The organism is Nocardia sp. NBC_01503 (assembly GCF_036327755.1).
GTDB lineage: Bacteria > Actinomycetota > Actinomycetes > Mycobacteriales > Mycobacteriaceae > Nocardia.
In genome coordinates, this window is sequence record NZ_CP109596.1 from 2,337,237 (window position 1) to 2,362,647 (window position 25,411).

At 66.4% G+C, this 25,411-nt stretch carries 22 protein-coding genes; 12 read left to right on the plus strand and 10 right to left on the minus strand.

What is annotated here, in order from left to right:
* Positions 1-77: 77 nt before the first annotated feature.
* Positions 78-1,073 carry an alpha/beta hydrolase gene (locus OHB26_RS10570; RefSeq protein WP_330184007.1) on the minus strand — a complete coding sequence of 332 codons (996 nt, stop codon included), beginning with the start codon at positions 1,071-1,073 and terminating at the stop codon, positions 78-80.
* Positions 1,074-1,318: 245 nt separating this feature from the next.
* On the opposite strand from OHB26_RS10570, the gene rfbA reads away from it, so the two are divergent.
* Positions 1,319-2,191 carry a glucose-1-phosphate thymidylyltransferase RfbA gene (gene rfbA / locus OHB26_RS10575; RefSeq protein WP_330184008.1) on the plus strand — a complete coding sequence of 291 codons (873 nt, stop codon included), beginning with the start codon at positions 1,319-1,321 and terminating at the stop codon, positions 2,189-2,191.
* Positions 2,192-2,193: 2 nt separating this feature from the next.
* On the plus strand, positions 2,194-2,760 hold the full coding sequence (locus OHB26_RS10580; protein ID WP_330184009.1) for a dTDP-4-dehydrorhamnose 3,5-epimerase family protein: 567 nt from the start codon (positions 2,194-2,196) through the stop codon (positions 2,758-2,760).
* 129 nt (positions 2,761-2,889) lie between these two features.
* Here OHB26_RS10580 and OHB26_RS10585 read toward each other — a convergent pair whose 3' ends face one another.
* On the minus strand, positions 2,890-4,356 hold the full coding sequence (locus OHB26_RS10585; RefSeq protein ID WP_330184010.1) for an MFS transporter: 1,467 nt from the start codon (positions 4,354-4,356) through the stop codon (positions 2,890-2,892).
* 87 nt (positions 4,357-4,443) lie between these two features.
* Between OHB26_RS10585 and OHB26_RS10590 the strand changes: the two genes are divergently transcribed.
* The gene (locus OHB26_RS10590; protein WP_330184011.1) at positions 4,444-4,845 is read left to right on the plus strand and encodes a MarR family winged helix-turn-helix transcriptional regulator; all 402 of its coding nucleotides are present in this window, start codon (positions 4,444-4,446) and stop codon (positions 4,843-4,845) included.
* Positions 4,846-4,913: 68 nt separating this feature from the next.
* Here the strand turns inward: OHB26_RS10590 and OHB26_RS10595 are convergent, their stop codons facing one another.
* Both OHB26_RS10595 and OHB26_RS10600 read right to left on the minus strand, forming a co-directional pair.
* The gene (locus tag OHB26_RS10595; RefSeq protein WP_330184012.1) at positions 4,914-5,786 is read right to left on the minus strand and encodes a helix-turn-helix domain-containing protein; all 873 of its coding nucleotides are present in this window, start codon (positions 5,784-5,786) and stop codon (positions 4,914-4,916) included.
* 40 nt (positions 5,787-5,826) lie between these two features.
* A complete protein-coding gene (locus tag OHB26_RS10600; protein ID WP_330184013.1) occupies positions 5,827-6,411 on the minus strand; it encodes a DUF4282 domain-containing protein in 585 nt (194 codons plus the stop codon).
* Between the two features lie 339 nt (positions 6,412-6,750).
* On the opposite strand from OHB26_RS10600, the gene OHB26_RS10605 reads away from it, so the two are divergent.
* Complete coding sequence (locus tag OHB26_RS10605; RefSeq protein WP_330184014.1) at positions 6,751-7,248, plus strand: hypothetical protein; 498 nt, start codon at positions 6,751-6,753, stop codon at positions 7,246-7,248.
* Between the two features lie 368 nt (positions 7,249-7,616).
* Here the strand turns inward: OHB26_RS10605 and OHB26_RS10610 are convergent, their stop codons facing one another.
* A complete protein-coding gene (locus OHB26_RS10610; RefSeq protein WP_330184015.1) occupies positions 7,617-8,192 on the minus strand; it encodes a response regulator transcription factor in 576 nt (191 codons plus the stop codon).
* Positions 8,193-8,331: 139 nt separating this feature from the next.
* Here OHB26_RS10610 and OHB26_RS10615 point away from each other — a divergent pair, with 139 nt between their 5' ends.
* The 4 genes from OHB26_RS10615 to OHB26_RS10630 all read left to right on the plus strand — a co-directional run bounded on the left by OHB26_RS10615 (position 8,332) and on the right by OHB26_RS10630 (position 14,363).
* A complete protein-coding gene (locus OHB26_RS10615) occupies positions 8,332-10,602 on the plus strand; it encodes a molybdopterin-dependent oxidoreductase (RefSeq protein WP_330184016.1) in 2,271 nt (756 codons plus the stop codon).
* A gap of 99 nt (positions 10,603-10,701) precedes the next feature.
* The gene (locus tag OHB26_RS10620; protein ID WP_330184017.1) at positions 10,702-12,810 is read left to right on the plus strand and encodes an adenylate/guanylate cyclase domain-containing protein; all 2,109 of its coding nucleotides are present in this window, start codon (positions 10,702-10,704) and stop codon (positions 12,808-12,810) included.
* 7 nt (positions 12,811-12,817) lie between these two features.
* Positions 12,818-13,477 (plus strand): Crp/Fnr family transcriptional regulator, encoded by a 660-nt coding sequence (locus tag OHB26_RS10625; protein ID WP_330184018.1) that lies wholly within the window; start codon positions 12,818-12,820, stop codon positions 13,475-13,477.
* A gap of 262 nt (positions 13,478-13,739) precedes the next feature.
* On the plus strand, positions 13,740-14,363 hold the full coding sequence (locus OHB26_RS10630; RefSeq protein ID WP_330184019.1) for a pyridoxamine 5'-phosphate oxidase family protein: 624 nt from the start codon (positions 13,740-13,742) through the stop codon (positions 14,361-14,363).
* Position 14,364: 1 nt separating this feature from the next.
* Here the strand turns inward: OHB26_RS10630 and OHB26_RS10635 are convergent, their stop codons facing one another.
* Positions 14,365-14,820 (minus strand): GtrA family protein, encoded by a 456-nt coding sequence (locus tag OHB26_RS10635; protein WP_330184020.1) that lies wholly within the window; start codon positions 14,818-14,820, stop codon positions 14,365-14,367.
* Between the two features lie 71 nt (positions 14,821-14,891).
* On the opposite strand from OHB26_RS10635, the gene OHB26_RS10640 reads away from it, so the two are divergent.
* Together OHB26_RS10640 and OHB26_RS10645 are read left to right on the plus strand one after the other, a co-directional pair.
* Positions 14,892-16,370: an FAD-binding oxidoreductase gene (locus tag OHB26_RS10640; protein ID WP_330184021.1), complete on the plus strand. Its 1,479-nt coding sequence runs from the start codon at positions 14,892-14,894 to the stop codon at positions 16,368-16,370.
* Positions 16,367-17,128: a decaprenylphospho-beta-D-erythro-pentofuranosid-2-ulose 2-reductase gene (locus OHB26_RS10645; RefSeq protein WP_067570666.1), complete on the plus strand. Its 762-nt coding sequence runs from the start codon at positions 16,367-16,369 to the stop codon at positions 17,126-17,128. The genes OHB26_RS10640 and OHB26_RS10645 overlap by 4 nt, the downstream gene beginning before the upstream one ends.
* A gap of 57 nt (positions 17,129-17,185) precedes the next feature.
* Here the strand turns inward: OHB26_RS10645 and OHB26_RS10650 are convergent, their stop codons facing one another.
* Both OHB26_RS10650 and OHB26_RS10655 read right to left on the minus strand, forming a co-directional pair.
* Positions 17,186-17,314, minus strand: coding sequence for a hypothetical protein (locus OHB26_RS10650; RefSeq protein WP_330184022.1), 129 nt, complete (start codon positions 17,312-17,314; stop codon positions 17,186-17,188).
* Between the two features lie 185 nt (positions 17,315-17,499).
* On the minus strand, positions 17,500-17,742 hold the full coding sequence (locus OHB26_RS10655) for a hypothetical protein (RefSeq protein WP_330184023.1): 243 nt from the start codon (positions 17,740-17,742) through the stop codon (positions 17,500-17,502).
* 141 nt (positions 17,743-17,883) lie between these two features.
* Here OHB26_RS10655 and OHB26_RS10660 point away from each other — a divergent pair, with 141 nt between their 5' ends.
* Positions 17,884-19,863 (plus strand): galactan 5-O-arabinofuranosyltransferase, encoded by a 1,980-nt coding sequence (locus tag OHB26_RS10660; RefSeq protein ID WP_442942900.1) that lies wholly within the window; start codon positions 17,884-17,886, stop codon positions 19,861-19,863.
* A gap of 265 nt (positions 19,864-20,128) precedes the next feature.
* The gene (locus tag OHB26_RS10665; RefSeq protein ID WP_442943000.1) at positions 20,129-21,940 is read left to right on the plus strand and encodes a glycosyl transferase; all 1,812 of its coding nucleotides are present in this window, start codon (positions 20,129-20,131) and stop codon (positions 21,938-21,940) included.
* On the opposite strand, the gene OHB26_RS10670 is transcribed toward OHB26_RS10665, so the two are convergent.
* Both OHB26_RS10670 and OHB26_RS10675 read right to left on the minus strand, forming a co-directional pair.
* Positions 21,933-23,471 carry a serine/threonine-protein kinase gene (locus tag OHB26_RS10670; RefSeq protein WP_330184025.1) on the minus strand — a complete coding sequence of 513 codons (1,539 nt, stop codon included), beginning with the start codon at positions 23,469-23,471 and terminating at the stop codon, positions 21,933-21,935. The two genes, OHB26_RS10665 and OHB26_RS10670, sit on opposite strands and share 8 nt — an antisense overlap.
* A 7-nt stretch (positions 23,472-23,478) precedes the next feature.
* On the minus strand, positions 23,479-25,359 hold the full coding sequence (locus OHB26_RS10675) for a serine/threonine-protein kinase (protein WP_330184026.1): 1,881 nt from the start codon (positions 25,357-25,359) through the stop codon (positions 23,479-23,481).
* Positions 25,360-25,411: the final 52 nt, after the last annotated feature.

Here is a 25,411-nt window from a genome sequence, read left to right on the forward strand (position 1 = left end):
TTTTTGTACAGCCGCCACCGCCGACCGTGATCAGACGGCCCCGGCTGCGCTCATGCCCGCATGGTGGCCGCAGCACCTCATGCGGTCTGCGCGATCCGCGCGGATTCGATTCGGGCACGGACGAATTGGGCCACATGCGCGAGGGCGGCCCGGCTCTCGGGCATGCTCGGGAAGATGGCCATGAAGGCGTGCACCTGCCCCCGCCAGATCTCCAGGGTGGCCGGTACGCCCGCCTGGGCGAGCCGGTGCGCCATGATCTCACTGTCCCGGCGCAGCACCTCGTCCTCGGCGACGATGAGCAGTGCGGGCGGCATACCGGCGAGCGGATTGTTGACCGGGGACAGCTGCGGATCCAGGTGACCGTTCACCTCGGCGCCGAGCTTGACCACCGCCTCCAACGCCGACAGCGGGATGAGCGGATCGCGGTGGTAGTTCGGGTGCGCGCGCTTCTCCGCGCAGTCCAGATCCAGTGCGGGACACAGGCCGACGAGTCCGGCGGGCACCGGGAGTCCCATATCGCGGGCGCGCAGCGCGGTCGCGAAGGTCATATAGCCGCCCGCGGAGTCGCCGGCGAAGACGATGCGCGAGGCGGGTACGCCGTGCGAGAGCAGCCAGCGGTACGCGGTCAGGCAGTCGGAGACCGAACCGGCGATATCGGTCTGCGGCAGTTGCCGGTACTCCACACTCACCACCGGCATTCCGGTGCGGCGGGCGATGGCGGCCACCACGGGCCGGTGGGTGTCGAGTCCGCAGAGGAAGAAGCCGCCGCCGTGCATGTACATGACGACGCCGTCGCTCATCGAGCTGCGAGCCCCGGCGGGTCGCACGATTTCCATGCGGAAGCCGTTGAGCCGCACCTGCTCCCGTTCCACACCGCGGGGTGCGGGGCGCAGTCTGGCGAGCGCGTTGATGACACCGCTGACGATCGGCATGGCCCCTTCGCTGAGGGTCATGTACTCACCGGCGGGCCGAATCGTGCTGCGGCAGGCCACTTCGAGGGTGCGCGCGTAGACGCTCACACTGTCGGGGTTGATCACCGGAGCATCGGCATGGTCATTGCGGGTACTCGCCATTGCGCACCTACCTCGTTGTTGGCGCGCCGAGCCGTTCGTCCGGTGACCGAAGAAGGGCTCGGTTACCCGGCGCGGGAGAGTCGGCGCTGACATCTCACATAGCGTCGTTTCAGAACACCATGGGAACGTGACCTACGCAACAGATATCGCCGTATCGGTATGGCCGCAAACGGTTGTGATCGATTCGCCGTGCAGTCGGAACCTCCCCGCTCTCGTTCGCGATGGAACTGGCAGACTCTCGTGACATGCGTGGAATCATCCTGGCGGGCGGCACCGGGTCGCGTTTGCACCCGATCACGCGCGGGGTGAGCAAACAGCTTGTCCCCGTCTACGACAAACCGATGGTGTACTACCCGCTCTCGACGCTCATGCTGGCGGGAATCCGGGACATCCTGGTCATCACCACCCCCGAGGACGTGGCGGCGTTCACCCGGCTGCTCGGTGACGGCAGCCAGTTCGGGATCAACCTCAGCTATGTGGTGCAGCCCGAGCCGGACGGACTGGCCCGCGCCTTCATCCTCGGCGCGAACCACATCGGGAACGATCCCGCCGCACTCGTACTGGGCGACAACATCTTCCACGGCCCCGGCCTCGGCACCAATCTGCGGCAGTACGCGCAGGTGGACGGCGGTGCGGTCTTCGCCTACCGGGTCTCGGATCCGACCGCGTACGGCGTGGTCGAATTCGCCGACGGCAAGGCCATTTCCATCGAGGAGAAGCCCAAGGCGCCGCGCTCCAACTACGCGATCCCGGGACTGTACTTCTACGACAACGACGTCATCGAGATCGCGCGCGAGCTGAAGCCGTCCGATCGCGGTGAGTACGAGATCACCGATATCAATCGCGCCTACCTCGAACAGGGCCGATTGAATGTGGAGGTGCTGCGCCGCGGCACCGCCTGGCTGGACACCGGTACCTTCGATTCACTGCTCGATGCCGCCAACTACGTCCGTACCATCGAGGAGCGGCAGGGCCTGAAAATCGGGGTACCCGAGGAGGTGGCCTGGCGTATGGGTTTCATCGACGACGATCAATTGGCAGCGGCCGCCCGGCCGCTGGTGCGCTCCGGATACGGGGCCTACCTGCTGCGCCTGCTGGAACAGGGACGAGTGGACTGAGCATGCGGATTCGGGAAATGGCCATTCCGGGCGCCTGGGAATTCACCCCGGCTCTGCACGGTGATGAGCGCGGGGTCTTCGCCGAGACCTTCAAGTCCTCGGAGTTCGAGAAGATCGTGGGGCGGTCCTTCGAACTGCTGCAGGTCAATACCTCGACCTCGGCGGCCGGGGTGCTGCGCGGCATCCACTACACCGAGGATCCGCCGGGCCAGGCCAAGTATGTGACCTGTGTGCGCGGGGCGTTCCTGGATGTGGTGGTGGATCTGCGCGCCGGATCGCCGACCTTCGGACAGTGGGACAGCGTCGTCATCGACGATGTGGAGCGCAAGTCGGTATTCCTCGCCGAGGGGCTTGGTCACGCGCTGCTCGCGCTCGAGGACGATTCCACGGTCATCTACCTCTGCTCGCTGGAGTACTCGCCCGAATTCGACCGGGACCTGGACGCTTTCGATCCGGATCTGGGGATCGAATGGCCGGCGGTGGACCGTTACGGGAAGCCGTTGAGCTTCACGCGGTCACCGAAGGACGCCGCGGCACCGCGGCTGGCGGATCTCAAACTGCCGCACTGACTTCCCTCGTCATCCCGGCATGCTTTTGGGATGACGAAGGGGTGCACTGCGTAATCGCGGTGCACCCCAACGTTCTTCTTCAGTTCGGCCGTCGCCCGTGTGAGCGGCGGGCGCGGCCCGGCGTGATTGTCAGCCGACCAGCGCGACCTCCAGCTCCTGTTCGGCGTTCTTACGGGCCTTGCGCTTGGGCAGGTAGACCGTAAGGGCGACCAGCGCACCGACAATGGCGACACCGGCGGCGAATTGCAGTCCGGGACGGTAGTTGTCGAGTACGGCGGCGGGGCTGGTGTCGGTGTGCGATCCGGAGGAGATGATCGCGGTGGTCACCGCGAGCACGATGGCCGCACCGACCTGCATGGCGGTCTGCAGCACACCGGCCGCGAGACCCTGTTCGTCATCGTCGATACCGCTGGTGGCCTGAATATTGATGGCGGGGAAGCCGACCCAGCCGATACCCACCAGCAGTACGGCGGGCAGCAGCACCGTCAGGTAGGCGGGGGCGGTGTCGATGCGCAGGTACATCAGGTAGCCGATGGCCATGACCACCATGGTGACCGCGATGATCGGGCCGGTGCCGAAGCGATCGACCAGCTTGTCCGAGACGAACGCGGAGGCGACCACCAGCAGACCGACCGGCAGCAGCGCCAGCGACAGCTTCAACGGCGACCAGCCGAGGGTGTCCTGCAGGTACAGCGTGGTGATGAACTGCCAGCTGAAGAAGGAACCGGCGACCGCGATGATGGCCAGGCTGGCCCGCCACAGCGTGGGCTTCTTCAGAATGCCGAGGCGCACCAGGGGGTAGCGCACCCGCTTCTCGACCGCGACGAAACCGGCGAACAGCGCGGCGACCACGACGAACGAGATGATGGTGCGGGCCGAGGCCCAACCGGCCTCCGGGGCCGAGACCACGGTGTAGACCAGCAGCAGCATGCCCGAGGTGGACAGCAGCGCGCCGAGCAGATCGTGACCGCCCTCTTCGGCGGGCCCGTCCTTGGGCACCAGGTAGAAGGCCGCGATCAGGGCCGCGATGGCGACCGGGAAGGGCAGCAGGAAGGTCCAGCGCCAGCCCAGGCCGGTCATGAGGCCGCCGAAGAGCAGGCCCATGGAGTAGCCGCCCGCGCCGAACACGGTGTAGATGGATAGCGCCTTGTTACGGGCCGGGCCCTCGGCGAAATTCGTTGTGATGATGGAGAGTCCGGTCGGCGCGGTGAAGGCGGCGGCCAGGCCCTTGACGAATCGGGTGAGGATCAGCAGTGGCCCGGAGCTGACCAGTGCGCCCGCCAGGGAGGCCAGGGCGAAGACGGCCAGTGCGATCAGGAAGACCTTGCGGCGGCCGAGCAGATCGGCGGTGCGCCCGCCCAGCAGCAGCAGGCCGCCGTAGCCGAGGACGTATCCGCTGACCAGCCATTGCAGGGTGGAGGTGCCCAGGTCGAGTTCGGTGCCGATGGACGGGAGGGCGACGCCGATCATCGAAACGTCCAGGCCGTCGAGGAACAGCACGATGCACAGGGTGATGAGCATGCCCCAGAGCCGGAGCGTCCACTGCGTGGAGTCTGCCGCGGTGCTCACTGCGGGGCGTAGGTCTGTGGAAGTCACGAGAGAGGACAGTACATGCGCACGCATAAGTTGTCTACACATTAAATGCGGTTGCATGGGTTGCGCGGGCGCACTAAGATGGCGGCCATGCCGAAGCCGACAACGACTGTCGAACAGGTCGTTCCTGATGCCCTGGTGGCACAGTGGCGCGATCTGCTTGCCCGGCACGCGACGACCTCCTGCGCCCTCGAGAAGGAACTGCAAGGCCGCCACCACCTCGGGCTCAGTGAATTCGAAACCCTCGACCGACTCATGGACGCCGGTGTCGAGAGCTACAAAATGGCCGATCTGGCCCATGACATCCATTTGAGTCAGAGCGCGCTCTCGCGCGCGGTCGCGCGACTCGAACGCGATGGACTGGTCAGCCGCAGCCTCTGCGAACAGGATCGCCGCGCGATCTTCGTCTGCCTCACCGACAAGGGGCGCGAACTGCATCGCGAGGCCGCCCCCACCCACCGCGAGGTGCTGGAGCAGTCACTCAGCCAATAGCCGCACGACGCCAATAGCATTGCGGCGCGGCGGTTTTCCCGCCGCGCCGCCCTATGCGTCGAAGGTTGTCAGACCGTGGCGCGAATGGTCTCGATCATCGGGAGCGCATCCACCGCGATGGCGGCCGCCGCCGCGAAGGCCTCGCGGTAGCGCTCCACATCGTGTTCCTTGTCCAGATAGGACGCGCCGGTGAGCGCCTCCACGTAGACAACCGGCGGTTCGGTCTGTTCGTTTGCGGCGGAAGGGAATTCGAGCAGCACGAAGCGCCCGGCATCCATACCGTGGTGATATCCGCAGTCCGCGGGCAGCAGGCGCAGGCGCACATTCGACAGTTCACCGAATTTGCGCAGCTTGTCCAACTGCCCGATGGTCACCTCATCGCCGCCGATGCGATGCCAGAGCACCGCTTCGGAGATGATCACATCGAGCCGTACCGGCGATTCCTCGCGGGTCAGCAGTGATTGCCGAGCGGTGCGGACCCGCACGCGGCGGTCCATCTGCTCGGCGGAGATACCCGGGTTCGCCCCCGCCAGCACCGCGCGCATATACGCCTCGGTCTGCAAAAGCCCTGGCACCAACTCGTTTTCGTAGGTGGTGAGCCGCGCCGCGGCCTCCTCCAACCCGATATAGACCTCGTACCCCTCGTCGATCACATCGCCGTACTCGGTCCACCAGCCACGCGCCTTGGTCTCCCGGGCCAGGGCGGTGAGCGGTTCGATGGCCTCCTCGGGCGCCCCGTAGATGCGGCACATGGCCTCGACATCGAGGCTGCGCAGTGAGGTCTGCCCGGTTTCGATGCGCCAGATCTTGGCTTCGGACCATTCCAGCCGCTGCGCTGCCACCCGGGTCGTCATCCGGGCGCGATTGCGCAGGTCGCGCAGGTGACGGCCGAGTTGCCGCCGCGGCATGGTGGATCCGGTGATCCCCTGCGGTAGTGCCATCCCTCCCCCTTACGAGTCTTGCGCTCGCATTGTTGCACAATTACCTGCGCTGTGACCGCCTCCCGAAGCGCCAGAACTGCACGGCGCGAACGTCTTCCGACAATTGATTGACCGGTTCGGCCACATCCGAGAGCGCCTGGAACAAATCGTCACCCATCTCGGCGATGTGCTCCACCCGGCTTGCCAGTCGCGAGGCATTGAGCACGAACTCGAGCAGCAGGCGCACCACCGCCGCGATGGTGAGCGCCAGCGGGATGGCGAAGACGACCGCGAACACCACACCCAGCCAGGCCGAAACCCGCCACAGCCCTACGGTTCCCACGATCGGAATCGCGAAAGCGCCTGCCAGGCCCAGTAGATACGCCAGTGGCAGCAGGGTGCGGGTGGCGGCGCGGTGGAACTGCACATCCAGCAGCGCCTTGGCCGCGTCCACACTCCAGGAGCCGAAAGCGCTTGGGCTGGCGAAGGGTTCGACCGACTCCTCCTCGGCGGCGGCCTCCTGCTCCAGCCTGCGGGTCATCCGCCGGGTCGCGGAGTCCTTGAAGGCGGCCCACCGTCCGATCTCGAACTCCTCGACCTCCAGCTCGTCGAGTTCGGCCGTCTTCCCGTTCGATTGGTCGGCCATGCCGTCGATCTCCTCTCCCGCAGATCTTTTCGACCCTGCGAAGTCTCATCGCAATCCCCGCGCCGGGACAGATCGAAACAATGTGTTCTAGAACACTTCGGTGCGCGGACGGTACGAATCGGGGTCGCGCCGCCGATAGCTCCCTTGACGCTGTCTTCGCAGGCAGTAGGCCCCTCCCCCGACTCTGTCGCCGATGTGACACAGGCACTGGTGTGCCAGTTACAACGACAAGGCGTCTCTTTTGGAGGGAAAAACCATGACGGAGGAAAAAGAAGCTGTAACGGAGCGGGCGACTCGTTCCGATACCTCGCACAGAGCAGGACATAGATCTACCGGGGAATGGAGAAACCAGTGCGTACGACGTTTTCGTCTTCCGTTATGGCGGCAGCACTGGCCGCCTCTGCGCAGGAGTACACCGAGCGTGGATGGACGGTCGCCGAAACGGCCAACGGCATCAGCCTGGTCACCGATGAAAATCTGTCGGGCATCGAGGTGACGGGTGAGACCGCCGCCTTCGTCCGCCGCTTCCTGCGGGCCAACGACCTGACCGGCCCGGTCATCGAGATCCCGGGCGCCGAGCGCCGCGAGATCCACCTGGTGACCGGCGTGCGCAAGGCCGCCAACGCCATCGAGGCGCTGCGCGCGGCGGGCGTCATCGTGCACACCGACGGCGCGGGCATCCCGCTGCCGCCGACCCAGCTGTTCGACGGCTCGGCCTGCTGGGGTGTGGCACCGCATGAGGCTCGCTGGATCCCGCCGGTCGTCGCGATCGCCGCGGCGGTCCGCGCCGCGGCCAAAGGCGCCAAGAAGCCGCAGGTGGCCCGTATCGCCTCCTGAGGAGAATGTGCTGCGCCCCAGGCGAATAAGCACCTCCTCCAGTAGCACATAGCTATAACCCCAGAAACCGCGGATGCACCCCGGCATCCGCGGTTTTGCTGTGTCTAATTTGCCTCCGCTGTGTTTAATTTGCCTCCGCTGTGTTTAATTTGCCTCCGCTTCGCTCCGGCGGTTCGTGGCCCTGTGACCCCCGTTTCTTCCCTCCCTCCGCTCCTCCGCTTCGCTCCCCCGCTCCACTCAGTCCAGAACCGGGGGCGGGCCACGAACTTGGGGGCGTAACCGACGGTGTCGCTCATTGCCTTCGCTTCGCTCCGGCGGTTCGTGGCCCTGTGACCCCGGTTCTTCCCTCCCTCCGCTCCTCCGCTGTGTTAATTTGCCTCCGCTGCGCTCCGGCGGTTCGCGGCCCTGTGACCCCGGTTCTTCCCTCCCTCCGCTCCTCCGCTTCGCTCCCCCGCTCCGGTCAGTCCAGAACCGGGGGCGGGCCACGAACTTGGGGGGTGGGGTTCGGGGTGGGGTTCGGGGTGGGGGTGGTGTGTGTTGAGGTGCGGGAGTATCGCTCTGGGATGACTGCGATGGCCCGATTGCAGTGGCTCCCCCTCATCGAGGACCTTGGCGCGGGCGGCGCGGCGGTTGTGGACGCCGAGGCGGCGCAGGATGGCCGAGACGTGGTGGTCCACGGTGCGGACGGACAGGACTAGGTATTCGGCGATCTCCGTATTGGTCAGGCCCGCGCAGAGCAGATCGAGGACGTCCTGCTGGCGATCGGTGAGGCCGGGGACCACGCGGGTGGCCGCGGGGGTGGGCGGGGGCGCGTCGGGCAGGCGGATGAAGAGGCCGGATTCACCGCCGACGCTGAGCACGACCACGTCTCCGGCGCCCGCGGCCAGCTCCTCCCAGGCGGCGCGCAGGGCCTCGAGTGCTTGTGTTCGCTCCAAAAACCGCATGTGGCAAGCCTGGTCGCGGTGGTGGGCGGTTGTCTGTCCGCGCCCATACGGACAGTGTGTCGCTTATCCGACACTCGCCATTGACGCCGAGTTGATGCTTTGCTGTTTCCGTTGTGCGGCCCCGGGGCGATGATGAGGTATGACCCCCGCCACGAATGCCCCGCGGACACTGCCGCGCACCTGCCCGCTCTGCGAAGCGGTCTGCGGACTGGAGATCACCCTGGACGCCCAGGACCATGTCACGGCTGTACGCGGTGACAAGGCCGATCCGTTCAGTCGCGGTTTCCTCTGCCCCAAGGGTGCGACGCTCGGGCATCTCGACGAGGATCCGGACCGGCTGACCGCGCCCATGATTCGCGATCGCGCCACCGATACCTGGCGGGCCGCGAGCTGGCAGGAGGCGTTCGGGGTCATTCGGGAGCGGATGCCGCAGGTCACCGGCGCGTACGGAAATCAGGCCGCGGGGTTGTATCTGGGCAATCCCAATGCGCACACCCTGGCGGGGGCGCTCTATGCGCCGGTATTGATTCGGGCGCTGGCCACGCGAAACCTGTTCTCCGCCAGCACCGCCGATCAGATGCCCAAGCAGGTGTCCTCGGGGCTCATGTTCGGCGATCCGCTCACCGTGGCGGTGCCGGATCTGGATCGCACCGACTATCTGCTCATGCTGGGCGCGAATCCGCTGGAGTCCAATGGATCACTGTGCACCGCACCGGATTTTCCGGGCCGGTTGAAGGCGCTGCAGCAGCGCAGCGGGAAATTCGTGGTGGTGGATCCGCGGCGCACCCGCACCGCCAAGCTCGCGGATGAGCATCTGTTCGTCCGGCCGGGCAGTGACGCGTATCTGCTGTTCGGGATTGTGCACACCCTCTTCGCCGAAGGATTGGACACGGTTCGGGTGCCGGTGCGCGGACTGGACGAAGTGCGCACCGCCGCAGCGCCTTTCACCCCCGAGGTGGTGGCCGAGCGCACCGGGGTGCCCGCCGGAACGGTGGTGCGGCTGGCCCGTGAGCTCGCGGGTGCGCCCACGGCCGCCGTCTACGCACGCATCGGCACCTGCACGGCCGAATTCGGCACGGTGACACAGTGGCTGGTCGATGTGATCAATGTGCTCACCGGAAATCTGGACTCACCCGGCGGCGCCATGTTCGCCAACGGTGCCGCGCTCGGCATCGTGCGGACCCGGGCCTTCCGGCTGGGACGCTGGAACAGCCGGGTGCGCGGACTGCCCGAGGCCATGGGCGAGCTGCCGGTGGCGACGCTCGCGGATGAGATTCTCACCCCCGGTGACGGGCGGATTCGCGCCATGGTGACGGTCGCGGGCAATCCGGTGCTCTCCGCGCCGAGTGGGCCGCGCCTGGCCGATGCCTTCGCGAGCCTGGAGTTCATGGTGAGCGTGGACCGCTACCTCAACGAGACCACGCGCTACGCCGATGTGATCCTGCCGCCGCCGCGCATTCTGCAGTCCCCGCACTACGACTTCGCGCTGTTGAACTTCGCCGTGCGCAACTATGCCCGCTACTCGCGGCCGCTGCTGCCGCTGGGCACCGATGAGCTGTCCGAGGCCGAGATCATGGCGCGCCTGGCCCTGGCCATCACTGGGCAGCAGGCACAGCCGGAGGTGGATCCGCTCGCGGCCGTGGACGAATTCGTCATCGCCGGAACGCTGCACAAGGCCGGGATGACCGATCGGCGCGGAGAGTTGCTGGGCGAGAACAGCACCGAGCAGCGCATCGACCTGATGCTGCGACTCGGCCCCTATGGGGAATGGGCCGCGGCGGGTGGATCCCGGCCACAAGCACGCCGGGATGACGGGGCGGACGCTGTCGCCGAGGTCGGCGCTGCGGACAAGGAGCCACGCGTCGGGCTGAATCTGCAAGTGCTGCTGGACAATCCGCACGGCATCGACCTCGGGCCATTGCGGCCGCGGCTACCCGGACTGTTGCTGACCGCGTCCGAGCAGGTGGAGTTGGCGCCGGAGGCATTGCTGACGGATGTGGCCCGGATGCATGAGCGGCTGGGTGACGACGCACCCGCGATGGTGCTGGTCGGACGGCGGCAGCTGCGCTCCAACAACAGTTGGCTGCACAATGTTCCGCCGCTGGTGGGCGGGTCGAACCGGTGCACGCTGCATATCCATCCGGACGATGTGAACCGGCTGGGGCTGGACGGGCACGCGGTGGTGAAATCCGCCGCCGGTGCGCTCACCGTGGAGTTGGAGCCGACCGAGGACATCATGCCGGGCGTGGTGAGCCTGCCGCACGGCTGGGGACACGGCGACTCCGAGCAGACGGTGGCGCGGGCGCACGCGGGCGTGAATGCCAATGCGCTGACCGATGATTCGCTGGTGGACGCACCCTCCGGGAATGCCGTGTTCAACGGTGTACCGGTGACGCTCACGCCCGCCTGAGGACCGAGCGCGGGCGGTAGCGCCGATATGAGGCGGGCACATTGTGAAACCTGATGACGGACATGGCATATCGGTGATGCGCACGGGGCGGGGAACCCGGTGACGGCTGTCGCGGCACGCGGTATCCCGCCGGTGCGGATCGCGCTGTGGGCGGTGCACGTCGCACTGCCCGCGGCCGGATTGTGGCTACTGGTCACCCATCCCGGCCTGGACCACATGTATATGCACGGCGGTATCCACTTCTGGCTGATCCTCGGCGCGGCGGTGCTCTCGCTGGCGCTGGCCATCCTGCTGCTGCGCGCCGCCCGCGCGCACCGGGATATGCGACTGATCCTGGTTTCGCTGGTGTTCCAATTGAATTCGGGATTTCTGGGCCTGCACGCGCTGGCCACTCCCGGTGTCATCCTCTCCACACCGAATGTGGGCTTCACCGGAGCGGTTCCGGTCGGTATGGTGCTGGGCGGGCTGGCGGCGCTGGCCTCGATCGTGGAGTACGGGCCCACCGCGCGGGCGCACCGCTGCACCGATCTCCTCGCCGCCCTGCCTCTGACTTCGATGGCGGTGTGGGCGCTGGCCTCGCTCACCCGGATACCGCCGTTCGACACCATTCCCGATCCCGATGAGGTGCAGGGGCCACTGGTGGCGGCGGCCTTCCTCGGCGGCGGTTGCTATCTGGTGGCGGCGGTCGCCTACGCCTGGCTGTATCGGCGTAATCGCGCGACGGTGCTGCTGAGTGTGCTCACCGCATTCGTACTGCTGGCCGAGGCGATGTTCGCGGTCGGGTTCGGGCGCAGCTGGCGGATCACCTGGTGGGAGTGGCATGTACTGCTGGGCGCGGCATTCGCGCTGATCGCGGTGAGCGCGCACCGCAGTTTCCGGCGCGAGGGTTCGGTGCGCGGACTCTTCGACAGCGTCACCCAGCGCAGTACCGTCGCCGCCATTCAACGCGATTACGCGCGGGCACTGGAGGAGATGGTGCTGGCGCTGGATCAGCGGGCCAGTGGCGGCGTGCCGTCGGATGAACCGCTCGGCGCGGTGGCACAACAGCTTTCGCGGCGTTTCGGGCTCACCGAAAGGCAGGTGGCGGTGCTGCGGCAGAGCGCGCGGGCGCTCGGTGACGAACGCGAACAGGTGCGGCGACTCGGCGCGCTGGCGGCGGTCGGCGAGCGCGCCAACGTGATGCGCGGGGAGACCGAGCTGCTCGCGGAGATTCAGCGGCTGGCCAGCTCCGCCTTCGATCGCGATCTGGTGCGGATCGGTGTGCTGCGGAACGGGCGGCTGCACTTCGGTGACGGACTCCCGCCGAATCCGGCGGCCTTCGTATATCCGTTGACGGTCAGGGGGATTCGATCCGGCGTGCTGGAGCTGCTGCGACCGGGCGCGGCCGGACCGCTCGGACCCGCCGAGCACGCCATCGCGCGATCGTTCGCCAGCCAGACCTCGGTGACCCTCGAGAACGCCCGGCTCTACCAGCAATTGGACGGATTGTTCCGGTCCTATATGTCACCGCAGGTGGCGACCACCCTGCTGGCCGATCCGTCGCAGGCCGGGCTGGGTGGTGAGGTGCACGAGGTGAGCGTGCTGATGGCGGACCTGCGCGGGTTCACCCCGTTCTCCGAACAGGCCGGGCCGGTACAGGTCATGCGCATGCTCAATACCTACTACGGGGTCATCGTGCCGGAGATCCTGGCCGAGGGCGGCACCGTGGTGCAGTTCGTCGGCGATGCGGTGATGGCGATCTTCAATGCGCCGGTGCGGCAACCCGATCACGCGCTGCGGGCGGCGCGGGCGGGCCTGGCCATCCAGCGGGCGACGGCCGCGGTGCGCGAGCGCATCGGCGGCGCGAGCATCCCGGGACCGCTCCCGGCGGAGCTGCGCGGGCGGGTCGGTAGCGGCGACACCATCGGGATTCCGCGCGTCGCGGGCCCAGGTGCGCTGGAGTGGCCGTTGTTCCGGGTCGGGGTGAACACCGGCCCGGCGATCGTCGGCAATGTGGGTGCACGGGAGATGCGGAACTTCACCGCCATCGGTGACACCACGAATCTCGCTGCGCGCCTGGAGGGTTTGGCCGAACCGGGCACGGTGGCGGTCGGGCCGCTGACCCGGGAGCGGCTGGGCGATCGGGCGCAGGTGCGCAATCTCGGCGACTTCGATATCAAGGGCAAAAGCCTGCCGGTGACCGTATATCGGCTGATCGGACTGCGGTGAGGTAGTGATGGCGGAATTCGAACTGCTGGAAGAGCTTTCACCCGTGGAGAAGCGGGAGTTCATCGCGGCGTGCACGCCCAGACGGTTCCGGCGCCGCGATATCGTCTGCCATGAGGGCGATCCCGGTGACTGCGTGCACCTGATCCTGTCCGGGCGCTACGTCGTGCGGATCACCACACCGCTGGGAAATTCGGCCACCCTCACCATTCTCGGTCCGGGCGAAATGTTCGGCGAGCAAGCGCTTCTGAGTCCGGAGGCGCGGCGCACGGCGACCATTGTCGCGGTCACCGACGGCGAGACGCTCACCCTGAACCGGACGCAGCTGGAGCGGCTGCGCCGGGAGCATCCACAGGTGGAGCGGTTTCTCACCACTTCCCTTGCGGCACAGGTGCGCCGGCTCTCCGCGGCGGTGCTGGAGGCGCTGTACCTGCCGGTGGAGACGCGGGTGCTGCGGCGGCTCGCGCATCTGGCCGATGTGTACGGGGACGGGGACGGTAAGCCCGCGGTCATCCAGCTGACCCAGGAGGACCTGGCGTCCATGGCCGGAACCACCCGCGCCACCGCCAATAAGGTGCTGCGCGAGCTGGAGGATCGGGGCGTGGTGCGGCTGGGGCGGGGCTCGGTACTGGTGCTGGATCGCGCGCGATTGCCGCGGCGACGCGCTTAGCCGATTCGGCGCTCCGCGCCAAGGCGGGCTGACAGCATCCGGGTGGCTAAAAGGGACGGGACTCTTGCGATCACTTCCGATCGGGAGGATCCTCGCACAGGAAGGTTTGTCCCGGCATCAGTCGATCCGCTCCCACCAGCGCGGATATGCCGGTTCACGCATTCGCCACACCAAACTAGTTAAACCGTATAGGATTTCGGATGGCCGAGCTTCGTGGCCAAGCCTCTTTCATCCGGTATTCAGCTACCACTGGGGGTGCACGATGCCCGGTATCAGAAACGGCAGCGACGGCGAGCGGGAATTGCAGGAACGCTACGGGACTCAGGACCGGGCAGAGCGCTTCTACTCCGATCAAGTCCGAAATCGACTGAACCGCCAGATGATCGAATTCATCGGTCGAATGGATATGGCGTTCATCGCCACCGCCGACAAACACGGCGAATGCGACAACAGCTTCCGCGCCGGCAAACCCGGATTCCTGCATGTGATCGACGATCGCACGCTGGCCTATCCCGAATACCGCGGCAACGGCGTCCTCGCCAGCCTGGGGAATATGCTGGAGAATCCGCATATCGGCATCCTGCTCATCGACTTCGTCCAGGACCTCATCGGCCTGCACATCAACGGCACCGCCCGCATAGTCGACGACACCCTCATGCGCCGCTGCGTCGCCGATCTCCCGCCCGATGTGCGCGGCCGTCAACCCGAACGCTGGGTGGTGGTCGATGTGGAGGAGGCATACATCCACTGCCGCAAGCACATCCCGCACCTGGTCCCCGCCCAGCGCGAAACCGTCCAGTGGGGCACCGACAATGTCCGAGCCAAGGGCGGCGACTACTTCCGCACCAAGGCCGAGGCCGAAGACGGCGCCCTGGTCGACTACTGACCTACTTGATCTTGAAGATCACGGCTCGCTGCACGATGAAGTTGATCACGGTGGCGGTGCCCTGGGCCACGCAGAAGGCCAGCGGCATGCGCCACCACTCATCGGCGAGGGCGTAGTAGCAGATCTGGTTGATGCCGACCTGGATGGCGAAGGTCACCGCGTAGAGGATCACGACCGCGATGAAGCGGGCGCGGCTCGGCTCGGCCTTGAAGGTCCAGCGGCGATTGATCAGGTACGCGGTGGTGGTGCCCGCGATGAAGCTCAATGACTTGGACACCGGCAGCGGCAAGCCGAAGACCTGGAAGAACAGGGTGTAGAGGCCGTAGTCGACGATCGCCGACAGCCCGCCGGTCAGCCCGAAGCGGATGATCTGGGTCTTCAGATCGACGTCCGTACCGCCCGGCTCGTCGACGAGGGGCAGCTCGGGCGGCAGGGGCAGATGGGGTTCCGCGGTCACAAGGCATGAGGGTATCGCCCGGGATGTAGGACACAAGCCTCGAGACGGTTATGCCTGTAGCCTCTATCCCGATGTCCACGAAAGCTCAGACCACCACCACGGCCGCCGCCGAGACGAAATCGGCGAGCGAAGGTGCGGACGCAGCATCGAACGGTTCCTATGAACTGCCGACGCAGACCCGCCGCCTGACCGGTTGGGGTCGCACCGCAGCCACCACATCGGAAGTTCTGTCGACGTCCGACCCGGAGTTGATCGTCAAGGCGGTCGCCATGGTCGCCGAGGACAATGACTCCAAGCCGGCGCACCTACGCCGCGGCGTCATCGCGCGCGGCCTGGGTCGCTCGTACGGCGATCACGCGCAGAACTCCGGCGGCCTCGTCATCAATATGCCGGCGCTGAACCGCATCCACCGGATCGACCGCGACTCCCGCCTGGTCGATGTGGACGGCGGTGTCAGCCTGGATCAGCTGATGAAGGCGGCATTGCCGTTCGGCCTGTGGGTTCCGGTGCTCCCGGGCACCCGGCAGGTGACCATCGGCGGCGCCATCGCCTCCGATATTCATGGCAAGAACCATCACTCCGAGGGTTCCTTCGGCAATCATGTGCGGTCTCTGGACCTGCTCACCGCCGATGGCAAGGTCACCACCATCGGGCCGAAGAAGAACGCGAAGCTGTTCTGGGCCACGGTCGGCGGCAACGGACTGACCGGCATCATCCTGCGCGCCACCATCGAGATGGTGCCGACGGAGACCGCCTACTTCATCAATGACGGCGTCAAGACCAGCACCCTCGACGAGACCATCGCCGCGCACAGCGATGGCAGCGAGGCGAACTACACCTACTCCAGCGCCTGGTTCGATGTGATGAACCCGCTGCCGAAGTTGGGGCGCGCCACCATTACTCGCGGCCGGCTGGCCAAACTGGATGAGCTGCCCGCCAAGAAGCAGCGCAATCCGCTGAAGTTCGATGCGCCGCAACTACTCACGGTGCCGAATATCTTCCCCAGCTTCACCGCCAACAAGCTGACCCTCGGGTCGGTCGGCGAGGCGTACTACGCCATGGGCGGTAATTACACCGGCAAGATCCAGAACCTGACGCAGTTCTACCATCCGCTCGACATGATCGCGGAGTGGAATCGGGCATACGGTCCGGCCGGTTTTCTTCAGTACCAGTTCGTGGTGCCGACCGAGGCCGTCGATGAATTCAAGAAGATCATCATCGATATCCAGGCGTCCGGGCACTATTCGGCGCTCAATGTTTTCAAGCTGTTCGGCCCGGGTAACCCCGCGCCGTTGAGCTTCCCCATGCCGGGCTGGAACATCTGCGTGGACTTCCCGATTCGGGCCGGGCTCAATGAGCTCGTCACCGATCTGGACCGCCGGGTCACCGAGTTCGGCGGGCGGCTCTACACCGCGAAGGACTCCCGAACCACCGCGGAGACCTTCCACAAGATGTACCCCCGGATCGACGAGTGGATCAAGATCCGCCGAAGTGTCGATCCCACAGGCGTTTTCATGTCCGATATGGCGCGAAGGCTGGAGCTTCAGTGATCAATGCGGTAGGGAATCCGCAGTCCATTCTGCTGCTTGGCGGCACCTCCGAGATCGGTCTCGCGATCTGCTCGGAGTACCTGAAGAAGGGTCCCGCGCGGATCATTCTGGCGGCGCTGCCCGGCGATCCACTGCGCGAAGAGGCTGTGGCGCAGATGAAGTCGGCCGGCGCCTCCGAGGTCGAGGTCATCGACTTCGACGCCCTGGAGATGGACTCGCACCCCAAGGTCATCGAGGCCGCCTGGGCGCACGGTGATGTGGATATCGCCATTGTCGCCTTCGGCATGCTCGGCGACGCCGAGGAGCTGTGGCAGGACCAGCGCAAGGCCGTCATCGCCTGCGAGCTGAACTACACCGCCGCCGTCTCGGTCGGCGTCCTGCTCGGCGAGAAGATGAAGGCGCAGGGTTACGGCCGCATCATCGCCATGAGCTCGGTCGCCGGTGAGCGCGTGCGCCGCTCCAACTTCGTCTACGGCTCCACCAAGGCCGGCCTGGACGGCTTCTACCTGGGCCTCGGCGAGGCGCTGCGCCCGCACGGCCCGCGCGTCACGGTCATCCGCCCCGGCCAGGTCCGCACCCGCATGTCGGCTCATGTCAAGGAAGCACCCCTGACCGTCGACAAGGAAGACGTGGCCGCGCTCGCGGTAGCGGCCTCCGAAAAGGGTAAGGAAATCGTCTGGGCACCAGGCACTTTCCGCTACATCATGATGGTGCTGCGGCACATCCCGCGCCCCATCTTCCGCAAACTGCCCGTCTAGGCGGCAGCGACAACCAACGAGCGGTGATCGATTCGGTCACCGCTCGTTGCGTTCCACTCAGTGAAACAGCGACTCCACCAAGCGAATCAAGGCCGAGGTGTCGCCGACCGCACCCACCCGTTCGCCCAGTGCGGATTTCGGGTACCAGTCGATCAGATCAGGTATCGCCATACCGACGGTGTCCACCCCGTCAGAGTTCCGATATGACACGCGGACAGCGGAAGTGAAGTCATCCGGAACAACTCCCGGAACTACTTTGCACGCGACAATCCGCCCCTTACCGGCCGCCAGAAACCGTGGACCGGACAGCACAACCACGTAGGCCGGTGCCGGCGCGCGCGATGCGAGCAGTTGCCGTATCTCCCCCTGCTTCAAACCTCACCTCCGGGCCGCAGCGCCTCGGACCGGATCTCATCGCGTAACCGCATCTCCTCGTACATCCACTCCTCCGTGATGCCGAGCATTTCGTCCACCACCTTGGAGCGTTCCCACATCTCGCGCTCGAGGCGATCCTGAATCGCCTCGATGACCCACTGCGAAACGTTTCCGCCCGCAGCAGACCGCAACTGGGCATCCAGCTCATCCGGAATCTTCACTGACAGCTGCTGGGTCATACGTATCAGGTTACCAAGCGCACTACCTGAGGAAAGTCATATCGCAATGCCGACGGCGCGCTCCGAATGCGGCAAACCGAGACCCGACTAGGCTGTCGCGCGGCGAGCGGTCAGGACACGGAACCCGGAGGCGGAGTGGGAATGAGCGAGGAAGCGGGCGGCCGGGGGGCAGTGCTGATGCGGCGGGCCGGAGGTGCGCTCAGCGAGGGCGCACTGGCGGCGGTGGTCGCGGCGGCGGTCGCCGGGGTCGGGCTGGTGGCCTTCGGGACCGTGCAGTGGCCCGCGTTCAACTCCTCCAATGTGACTCGGGCATTGACGACCGTGGGGCAGGTGGTCGCGCTGGCCTTGCTGGTGGCGGCGATTCTGCTGATGCGGATGGACAAGTGGCCGTGGCTGGCGAAACTGCTTTCCTGGGCGGGGATTTCAGGGTTCGTGACGGTGACCCTCGGGATGCCGCTGGCGGCTACCAAGCTGTATCTGTTCGGGATCTCCGTTGACCAGGAGTTCCGGACGCAATATCTGACGCGGTTGACCGACAGCGCGGCGCTGCACGATATGAACTATGTCGACCTGCCACCGTTTTATCCCGGCGGATGGTTCTGGGTCGGTGGACGATTCGCGAATCTGACCGGAATGGCCGGATGGGAAGCGTTCAAGCCGTTCGCCATCATCGGGCTCGCGGTCACGGCGGTTATCGCGGTTGTGCTGTGGTCCAAGCTGATTCGCGCCGATTGGGCTGTCGCCGTGGCAGCCGCCACCACCGCTGTCACGCTGGCTTACGGATCGCCCGAGGCCTACAGCGCACCGCTGGTCCTGCTGTTCGCACCCACGATGCTGCTGGCCTGGGGTGCGCTGTATCGGCCCGAAGAACCTGCTGCGGCTACCGCCGGTGGCTGGGGTGCGGTGCTGGGGACCGGACTGTTCCTCGGTGTGGCGGCGATGCTCTACACGTTGTACTTCGGCGTGGCGGTCTTCGCGGTGTGCCTCATGGCCGTGGTCGCTGCCGGACTGGCACTGCGTGAGCGCGGTAAAGCGGAACGGGCGCAACGGCATCGGGCGAATACCGACATCGCGGTGCCCGGACGCTGGCGCACGGTGTGGCCGATTCTGCTCCGACTCATTGTCGCGGGCGTTGTCGCGGGGCTGCTGGCACTCACCGTCTGGTTCCCGTTCCTGCTGAAGCTGCTCGGTGGCACCATCCCCAAGTCCGGCACGGCCTTCCACTATCTGCCCGAGGGCGGGTCGCAGTTGCCGCTGCCCATGTTCGATTTCAGCCTGTTGGGCGTGTTCTGCCTGCTCGGCACGGTGTGGCTGGTCCTGCGGGTCGGAAGTTCGCGGCGCGCACAGGCTTTGGCCATCGGCGTGGTCGCCATCTACCTCTGGTGCCTGCTCTCGATGACGGCGACCGCCGCCGGAACCACGCTGCTGTCCTTCCGCCTCGAGCCGATTCTGTACGCGCTGCTCGCGGCGGCCGGTGCGTTCGGGTTCGTGGAGGGGGCGCGGGCGGTCTACCAGGTATTGAACGAGCCGTCGCGAATGCGATTGGCGGCGGGGGTGATCGCGGTGATCGGGGCGATCGCGTTCAGTCAGCAGATTCCGCACGTGCTGGCGAACGAGATCACCACGGCGTACACCGATACCGACGGCAATGGGGAGCGCGCGGATAAGCGGCAGCCCTCGGCGGTCTCGCATTACGGCGCGATCGATGCCGCGCTGCTGGAGCAGACCGGGCGGCCGCGCGATCAGAGCGTGGTGCTGACCGCGGACACCACCTTCCTGGCGATCTACCCGTACTACGGATTCCAGGCGCTCACTTCGCATTACGCGAACCCTCTCGCCGATTTCGCGGCGCGGTCGGCGGAGATCAAGCGGTGGAGTCAATTGAAGACACCGCGGGAGCTCATGGACGCGTTGGCGCACTCCCCCTGGCGGGCACCGGACGCGTTCCTGTTCCGGCGCTCCGGTGACGAGTACACGCTGCGCCTCTCCGAGGACGTGTATCCGAATGATCCGAATGTGAAGCGCTATACGGTGACGTTCCCGAAGTCGCTGTTCGAGGACGACGGTCACTTCCGGGCCACCGATATCGGGCCGTTCACCCTGGTTGTGGTGCACCCCTGAGTGTTATAGCCGTGGGCCGTGAATTGTGATGCAGCCCACGGCTATGTCTCGATTCGGACTCGAGACAAGCATCACTTATACACAGAAGCGCCCCGAATCCTGTGGATGAAGGGCCTTTTCTGTGGATAACTCACCTACTTGCCAGCACAATCTCAGCGGTACCCGGTAGCGTGGGCCGCTGGTTGTGAAGGGCAAGAGGAGTTATCGCGTGGCACAGGGGCGGGATACCGACCGGACTACCGCGGACCGAGCAACGGTAGCGGTTATAGACCGAACAGTACCGAAAACTGTTGCCCCGGAGCGCACTCGCGGACAGCGTGTCGCGCACCGGCTGCACTCGGCGCGCGCCGACCTGATCGTCGCCACCGGATACCTCGCACTCGCCGCCCTGGTGCTGTCCGGACAATGGCTGCACACCGATCGCGGCTACCTGATCAAGAGCGGTCAGGACCAGACCATGTGGGAGTGGTTCTTCGCGGTCACCGCGCACAAGATCGCGCACCTGGAGAATCCGCTCGGCACCGGATTGCAGAACTATCCCGACGGCGTGAACATGATGGCCAATACCGCCATGTTCGGTGTCGGCGTACCGCTCACACCCGTCACCCTGCTGTTCGGACCGACCGTCACCTTCGTGCTGGTGCTCACCCTCGGCCTGTTCGGCACCGCCTTCGCCTGGTACTGGCTGTTCTCCCGGGAGCTGGTCGACTCCAAGCTCGCTGCCGCCGTGGGTGGTCTGTTCTGCGGCTTCGCGCCCGCCATGATCTCGCATGCCAACGCACACCCGAACTTCGTTGTGCTGGCCCTGCTTCCGCTCATCGCGCTGCAGCTCATCCGGGTCGCGCGGCACGCGCACGCGCCGATCGAGGCGCGTAAGGCGCGGCGGCTGCGCGATGCCTTCATCCTCGGCCTGCTCGTCGCCCTGCAGATCGCGCTGGGCGAGGAGCCGCTGCTGATCTTCGCGCTCGCCTTCGCCGTCTTCGCGTTCGTGTACTACCTGCACACCCCGCGCGCCGGGCTGCGCGCGCTGCGCACCATGCTGCCGACGGTGCTGCTGGCCGCGGGCATCACCCTGGCCCTCACCGAGATTCCGCTGTGGTGGCAGTTCTTCGGACCGCAGTCCTATCGCTCCATCGACCACGGGCCGATGCAGAACGATCTCAAGGCGCTGTTCCAATTCCCCTCCGAATCGCTCGGCGGGGTGGTCCAGCACGGGCAGAACGTGGCCATCAATCCGACCGAGGAGAACTCCTACTTCGGCTGGCCACTCCTGCTGCTGGTGCTCATGACCGCCGTATTCATGTGGCGCGAGCGCGTGGTGCGGGCCGCGGTCTCCGTGATCGTCGCGGGTTCGGTGCTGTCACTGGGTTCCACCCTGCTGATCGGTAAGCGCGACACCGGAATCACCATGCCGTGGCACTGGTTCGAAAAGGTTCCGCTGCTCAATTCGGTGCTGGAATCGCGATTCACCATGGCCGCCATTCCGGCCATCGCCATTGTGCTGGCCATGGGAACCCAACGCGCACTGGAGTATTGGCGCGTCTCCGCCACCGACTGGCGACCGCTGGCCTGGTTCGCGGCCATGGCCCTGGCCCTGCTGCCGCTCACCCCGACCATCCTGCCGGTGGTGCAACGCCCGGCGACCCCCGCCTTCTTCGCCGATGGCACCGTGCGGCAATACGTTTCGCACGGCTCCGTGGTGATCACACCGCCGCCCACCGCGCCGGACGCCCGCGCCCTGCAGTGGCAGACCGCCGCAGACTTCGAATTCCCGCTCGCCGGAGGGTATTTCGTCGGACCCACCGGAACCGATAAGAAGGGCCGCTACGGTCCGGACGATCGGCCCACCGCGAGCCTGCTCATCAAGGCACAGCACGACAACAAGGTTCCGGTCATCGATGATGCCGCACGGGCGCGGGCCCTGGCGGATCTGCGGTACTGGCAGGCCGATGTGATGGTGCTGCCGCCGACCGACAATGCCGACGCGCTGCGGCTGACGGTGGATCAGCTGGTCGGATTCCCGGCGCAACGCGTTGACGGCGTGTGGCTTTGGGATGTGCGCGGGCTGGTCAGCTGACGCGGTCGTAGGTGACGTGGCCGCTGATATCGAGGTCGCGGACTATCTGCCCACCGGTCAGGCGTAGCACCTGGGTGGCCTGCGGGTGGCAGTTGGAGCCGCCGCTGGTGGTGACGCCACCGCCGACGGTGACCTCACCCGCGGAGACCGCCATCAGTCGATAGTCGAAGGCGCACACCAGGGTTCCATTGCGGAAGACCGTGGAGGTCTCCACGACCTGGTTCACCTCGCCCTGGCGGATGGTGAGGCGGTAGTCGTCATTGTTCTGATCGCTGCTGCCGGTCCATTCACCGAGGAAGGCCGCCGGGATCTGCCCGGCGGGCGCGGCCGCCACCGTGGTGGCCGAGGGTGTGGCCTGCTGCGCGGGCGCACTGGAGACCCCGGACGGGCCGGTCGCCGCGGGTTGCACAATCGCCGAAAGCGGTGCGCCGGAGGTGTTTCCACTGCTCTCCAGCTTGTACGCCAGCAGGAAACCGCCACCGGCGAGCAGGATCGCGATCGCACCGCCGAGGACTCCGGCCAGCAGGCGTGAACTACCGCGGGCCGGAGCGGCAACCGGTGCGGGTGGCGGGGTCGGGTCGGGCTCGTAGTTCGGTGTGAATCCCGAGGCCCGCATGGTGGTCTTCATGCGTGAGGGGTCGACCGCCGGAATCGGCCGGGGCGCACTCACATACGGCAGCGGGTCACCGGTCGCCGGTCCGGACAGGGCGGTCCACGCGGCATCCACGAAATCGGCGCAGCCGGCGAAGCGATACTCCGGATTCTTGGCCAGGGCCCGATCGAAGACGAAGTCCAGCGCGCGCGGCAGGTCCGGCCGGACCTGGGTGATCCGCAGCGGCGGAATCTGGGTGTGCGCGAGCACCCAGCCGGCGAGATCCTTGGCCATATACGGCCGATGCCCGGTGAGCAGTACGAAAAGCGTGCAGGCCAGCGAGTATTGATCGGTGCGCGGATCCAGCGGCGCACCGGAGACCTGCTCCGGCGAGGCGTACGCGAAGGTCGCCGCCACATCCCCGGTCCGGGTGAGATGGGTGGATTCATCGCGCAGCCGGGCAATCCCGAAGTCGGTCAACAGCGCTCGCTTCGCCCGCCCGTCCTCGGCCGGGGAGAGCAGAATGTTCGACGGCTTCACATCGCGATGCAGCACGCCCTTGCCGTGCGCGTAATCCAGGGCGGATGCCACCCCACTGCCGATCCGCAGCGCCCGTTCCGGTCGCACACCGTGCAGCGCGTCGGCGTCATTGCCGTCGATGTACTGCATGGAGATCCACAGTCGCCCGCCGTCTTCGCCGGTGTCGTAGACGGCCACGATATTGGGATGGTCGAAGCGGGCGGTGATATCGGCCTCGCGTTCGAATCGACGCCATGCCTCCGCATCGGCGTTCATCTCGTCATTGCCCATCACCTTGATGGCGGCGAGCCGGGGCAAACGGGGATGGCGGGCCACGTAGACGGTGCCGGAGCCGCCAGATCCGATCTTGCGCTGAATGACGTATCCGGCGATCACCTCGCCGGGTCGCAGTTCAGCCATGACGCACCTACTTCAACGGCGCTCGGGAAAGCCAGTCGCTCAGTTCATTATCGACGGTGTGACCCGGCCAGCGGAGCAGTAAAACGAAACGCGATCGCGGATCGCCGTCCGGGAAGGTGACCGCGGCCGAGATGTGCCGGGCATCGGTATCGGTCGCCGTGGCCGGATCCACGGATTTATCGGTGGTCACGGTCAATTCCCCGGCCACATCCCGATGGCTGAACGGGATGGACCGGGCATTGCCGTTGAAGAACAGCGCACCCACAGATTGCGCCGGGCGGGTTCCGAAGTCGAAGAAGTCGAAGCGGACCTGTCCGGTGGAGTCCCGCGCATTGCACATCACCCGGTGCGCGCCCCGTGTGGGCCCGGCGTCCTCCGGGCCGGGATCACGCTCGAGACAGTTCGCGCCCTGCCATCCCACCGCACTGCCATTGGTCGCCAATTGCCCGACCAGACTCGGGAAAGCTCGTGCGATGGCGGCGTATTCGGTTCCCCAGGAGCTCGCCACCTGATCGGCATTGGTGTACGTGATCAGGCCGCTCACATCGGTTTTGCGGCTCACCCGGCCATCCGAGAGCAGGGTCAGCGTGGTGGGTCCATTGGCACGGCAGGCATTGGCGGGCTCACCGGTCACGATCTCGGAGGTCCCGATCAGCAGGCGGTCGCCACCGGACGGGACCTGACCGAGCGGGGCGGCGAATTCACAGTGGAAGGGTGCGCCATTGGGCAGTACACCGTCCACGCGGTTCTGCAGAATCGAATCACCGGTGCGGCCCTGCTGCACGATCAGTCGATAGTTGGTCTGGCCTTCGGTCGCGAGCCAGGTCCCGACGAATTTGTCTGGTACGGCGCCGATTCCGGTCACTGCCGGTTCGGAACCGGTGTGCGACAGCATGAATCCGGCACCGGCCGCGACCACGACCGCGGCGAGCACCGGAAGGACGACCTTCTTGCGGAACAGCCACTGTGCCAGTGGCTTTCCCGCCTTCGCCGCCGGAGCCGCGGTACCGCGGCCGGTAATGCGCGCGGGCGCGGTGACCGCCAGCGCCGGATCCGAGTAGTAGGCGGCGGTGGCGGCCTCGGCGAATTCGGTGCAGCCGGGGTAGCGGTCGTCCGGATCCTTGGCCAGGGCGCGGGCGAAGACGGCGTCCAGGGCGGCGGGCAGATCTGGCCGAACGGCGCTGACGCGCAGTGGTTTTCCCTGGGTATGGGCGTGCACCCAGCCGAGCAGATTGTCGGCGGTGAAGGGGCGCTGATCGGTGAGCAGGACGAACAGGGTGCAGGCCAGCGAGTACTGATCCGATCCGGGACCGACCGGTTTGCCCGAAACCTGTTCGGGTGAGGCGAAAGCGAAGGTCGCCGAGATATTTCCCGGATGCGTGAGATTGGTGGTCTCGTCCCGCAGGCGGGCGATTCCGAAATCGGTGAGCAGTGCCCGCTCCGGCCTGCCGCTGTCCGGTGCCGCGATCAGAATGTTCGACGGCTTCACATCGCGATGCAGCACGCCCTTGCCGTGCGCGTAGTCCAGCGCACCGCCGATCTCCTCCGCGATCCGCAGTGCCCGATCCGGTGAAATCCCGTGCAGTTCAGCGGCATCGGTGCCCTCGATGTACTGCATGGAGATCCAGCGGCGCTCATCCTCGATGCCCCGGTCGTACACCTGCACGATATTCGGATGATCGAAGTGGGCGGTGATATCGGCTTCGCGCTCGAACCGCTTCCACACCTCGTCGGCCCGGGTGACATCGTCGCGTTTCAAAATCTTCAACGCCGTCAGCCTGGGCAGCCGTGGATGTCGCGCCGCGTACACGACGCCCGATCCACCAGCACCGATTCGCCGCGCGATGACATACCCGGCGATCACTTCGCCCGGTCGCAGCTCGGTCATGCTCCCTCGATATTCTTCCGGCCCGGCCCCTCGCCCAGTTCGGATAACAACC

Coding starts and splice junctions, on each gene's coding strand:
- OHB26_RS10630 (WP_330184019.1), top strand. CDS start 13,740: ATGCCCGGTATCAGAAACGGCAGCGACGGCGAGCGGGAATTGCAGGAA.
- rfbA (WP_330184008.1), top strand. CDS start 1,319: ATGCGTGGAATCATCCTGGCGGGCGGCACCGGGTCGCGTTTGCACCCG.
- OHB26_RS10580 (WP_330184009.1), top strand. CDS start 2,194: ATGCGGATTCGGGAAATGGCCATTCCGGGCGCCTGGGAATTCACCCCG.
- OHB26_RS10610 (WP_330184015.1), bottom strand. CDS start 8,192: ATGCGGTTTTTGGAGCGAACACAAGCACTCGAGGCCCTGCGCGCCGCC.
- OHB26_RS10590 (WP_330184011.1), top strand. CDS start 4,444: ATGCCGAAGCCGACAACGACTGTCGAACAGGTCGTTCCTGATGCCCTG.
- OHB26_RS10615 (WP_330184016.1), top strand. CDS start 8,332: ATGACCCCCGCCACGAATGCCCCGCGGACACTGCCGCGCACCTGCCCG.
- OHB26_RS10625 (WP_330184018.1), top strand. CDS start 12,818: ATGGCGGAATTCGAACTGCTGGAAGAGCTTTCACCCGTGGAGAAGCGG.
- OHB26_RS10570 (WP_330184007.1), bottom strand. CDS start 1,073: ATGGCGAGTACCCGCAATGACCATGCCGATGCTCCGGTGATCAACCCC.
- OHB26_RS10605 (WP_330184014.1), top strand. CDS start 6,751: ATGGAGAAACCAGTGCGTACGACGTTTTCGTCTTCCGTTATGGCGGCA.
- OHB26_RS10670 (WP_330184025.1), bottom strand. CDS start 23,471: ATGGCTGAACTGCGACCCGGCGAGGTGATCGCCGGATACGTCATTCAG.
- OHB26_RS10660 (WP_442942900.1), top strand. CDS start 17,884: ATGAGCGAGGAAGCGGGCGGCCGGGGGGCAGTGCTGATGCGGCGGGCC.
- OHB26_RS10640 (WP_330184021.1), top strand. CDS start 14,892: ATGTCCACGAAAGCTCAGACCACCACCACGGCCGCCGCCGAGACGAAA.
- OHB26_RS10675 (WP_330184026.1), bottom strand. CDS start 25,359: ATGACCGAGCTGCGACCGGGCGAAGTGATCGCCGGGTATGTCATCGCG.
- OHB26_RS10600 (WP_330184013.1), bottom strand. CDS start 6,411: ATGGCCGACCAATCGAACGGGAAGACGGCCGAACTCGACGAGCTGGAG.
- OHB26_RS10655 (WP_330184023.1), bottom strand. CDS start 17,742: ATGACCCAGCAGCTGTCAGTGAAGATTCCGGATGAGCTGGATGCCCAG.
- OHB26_RS10595 (WP_330184012.1), bottom strand. CDS start 5,786: ATGGCACTACCGCAGGGGATCACCGGATCCACCATGCCGCGGCGGCAA.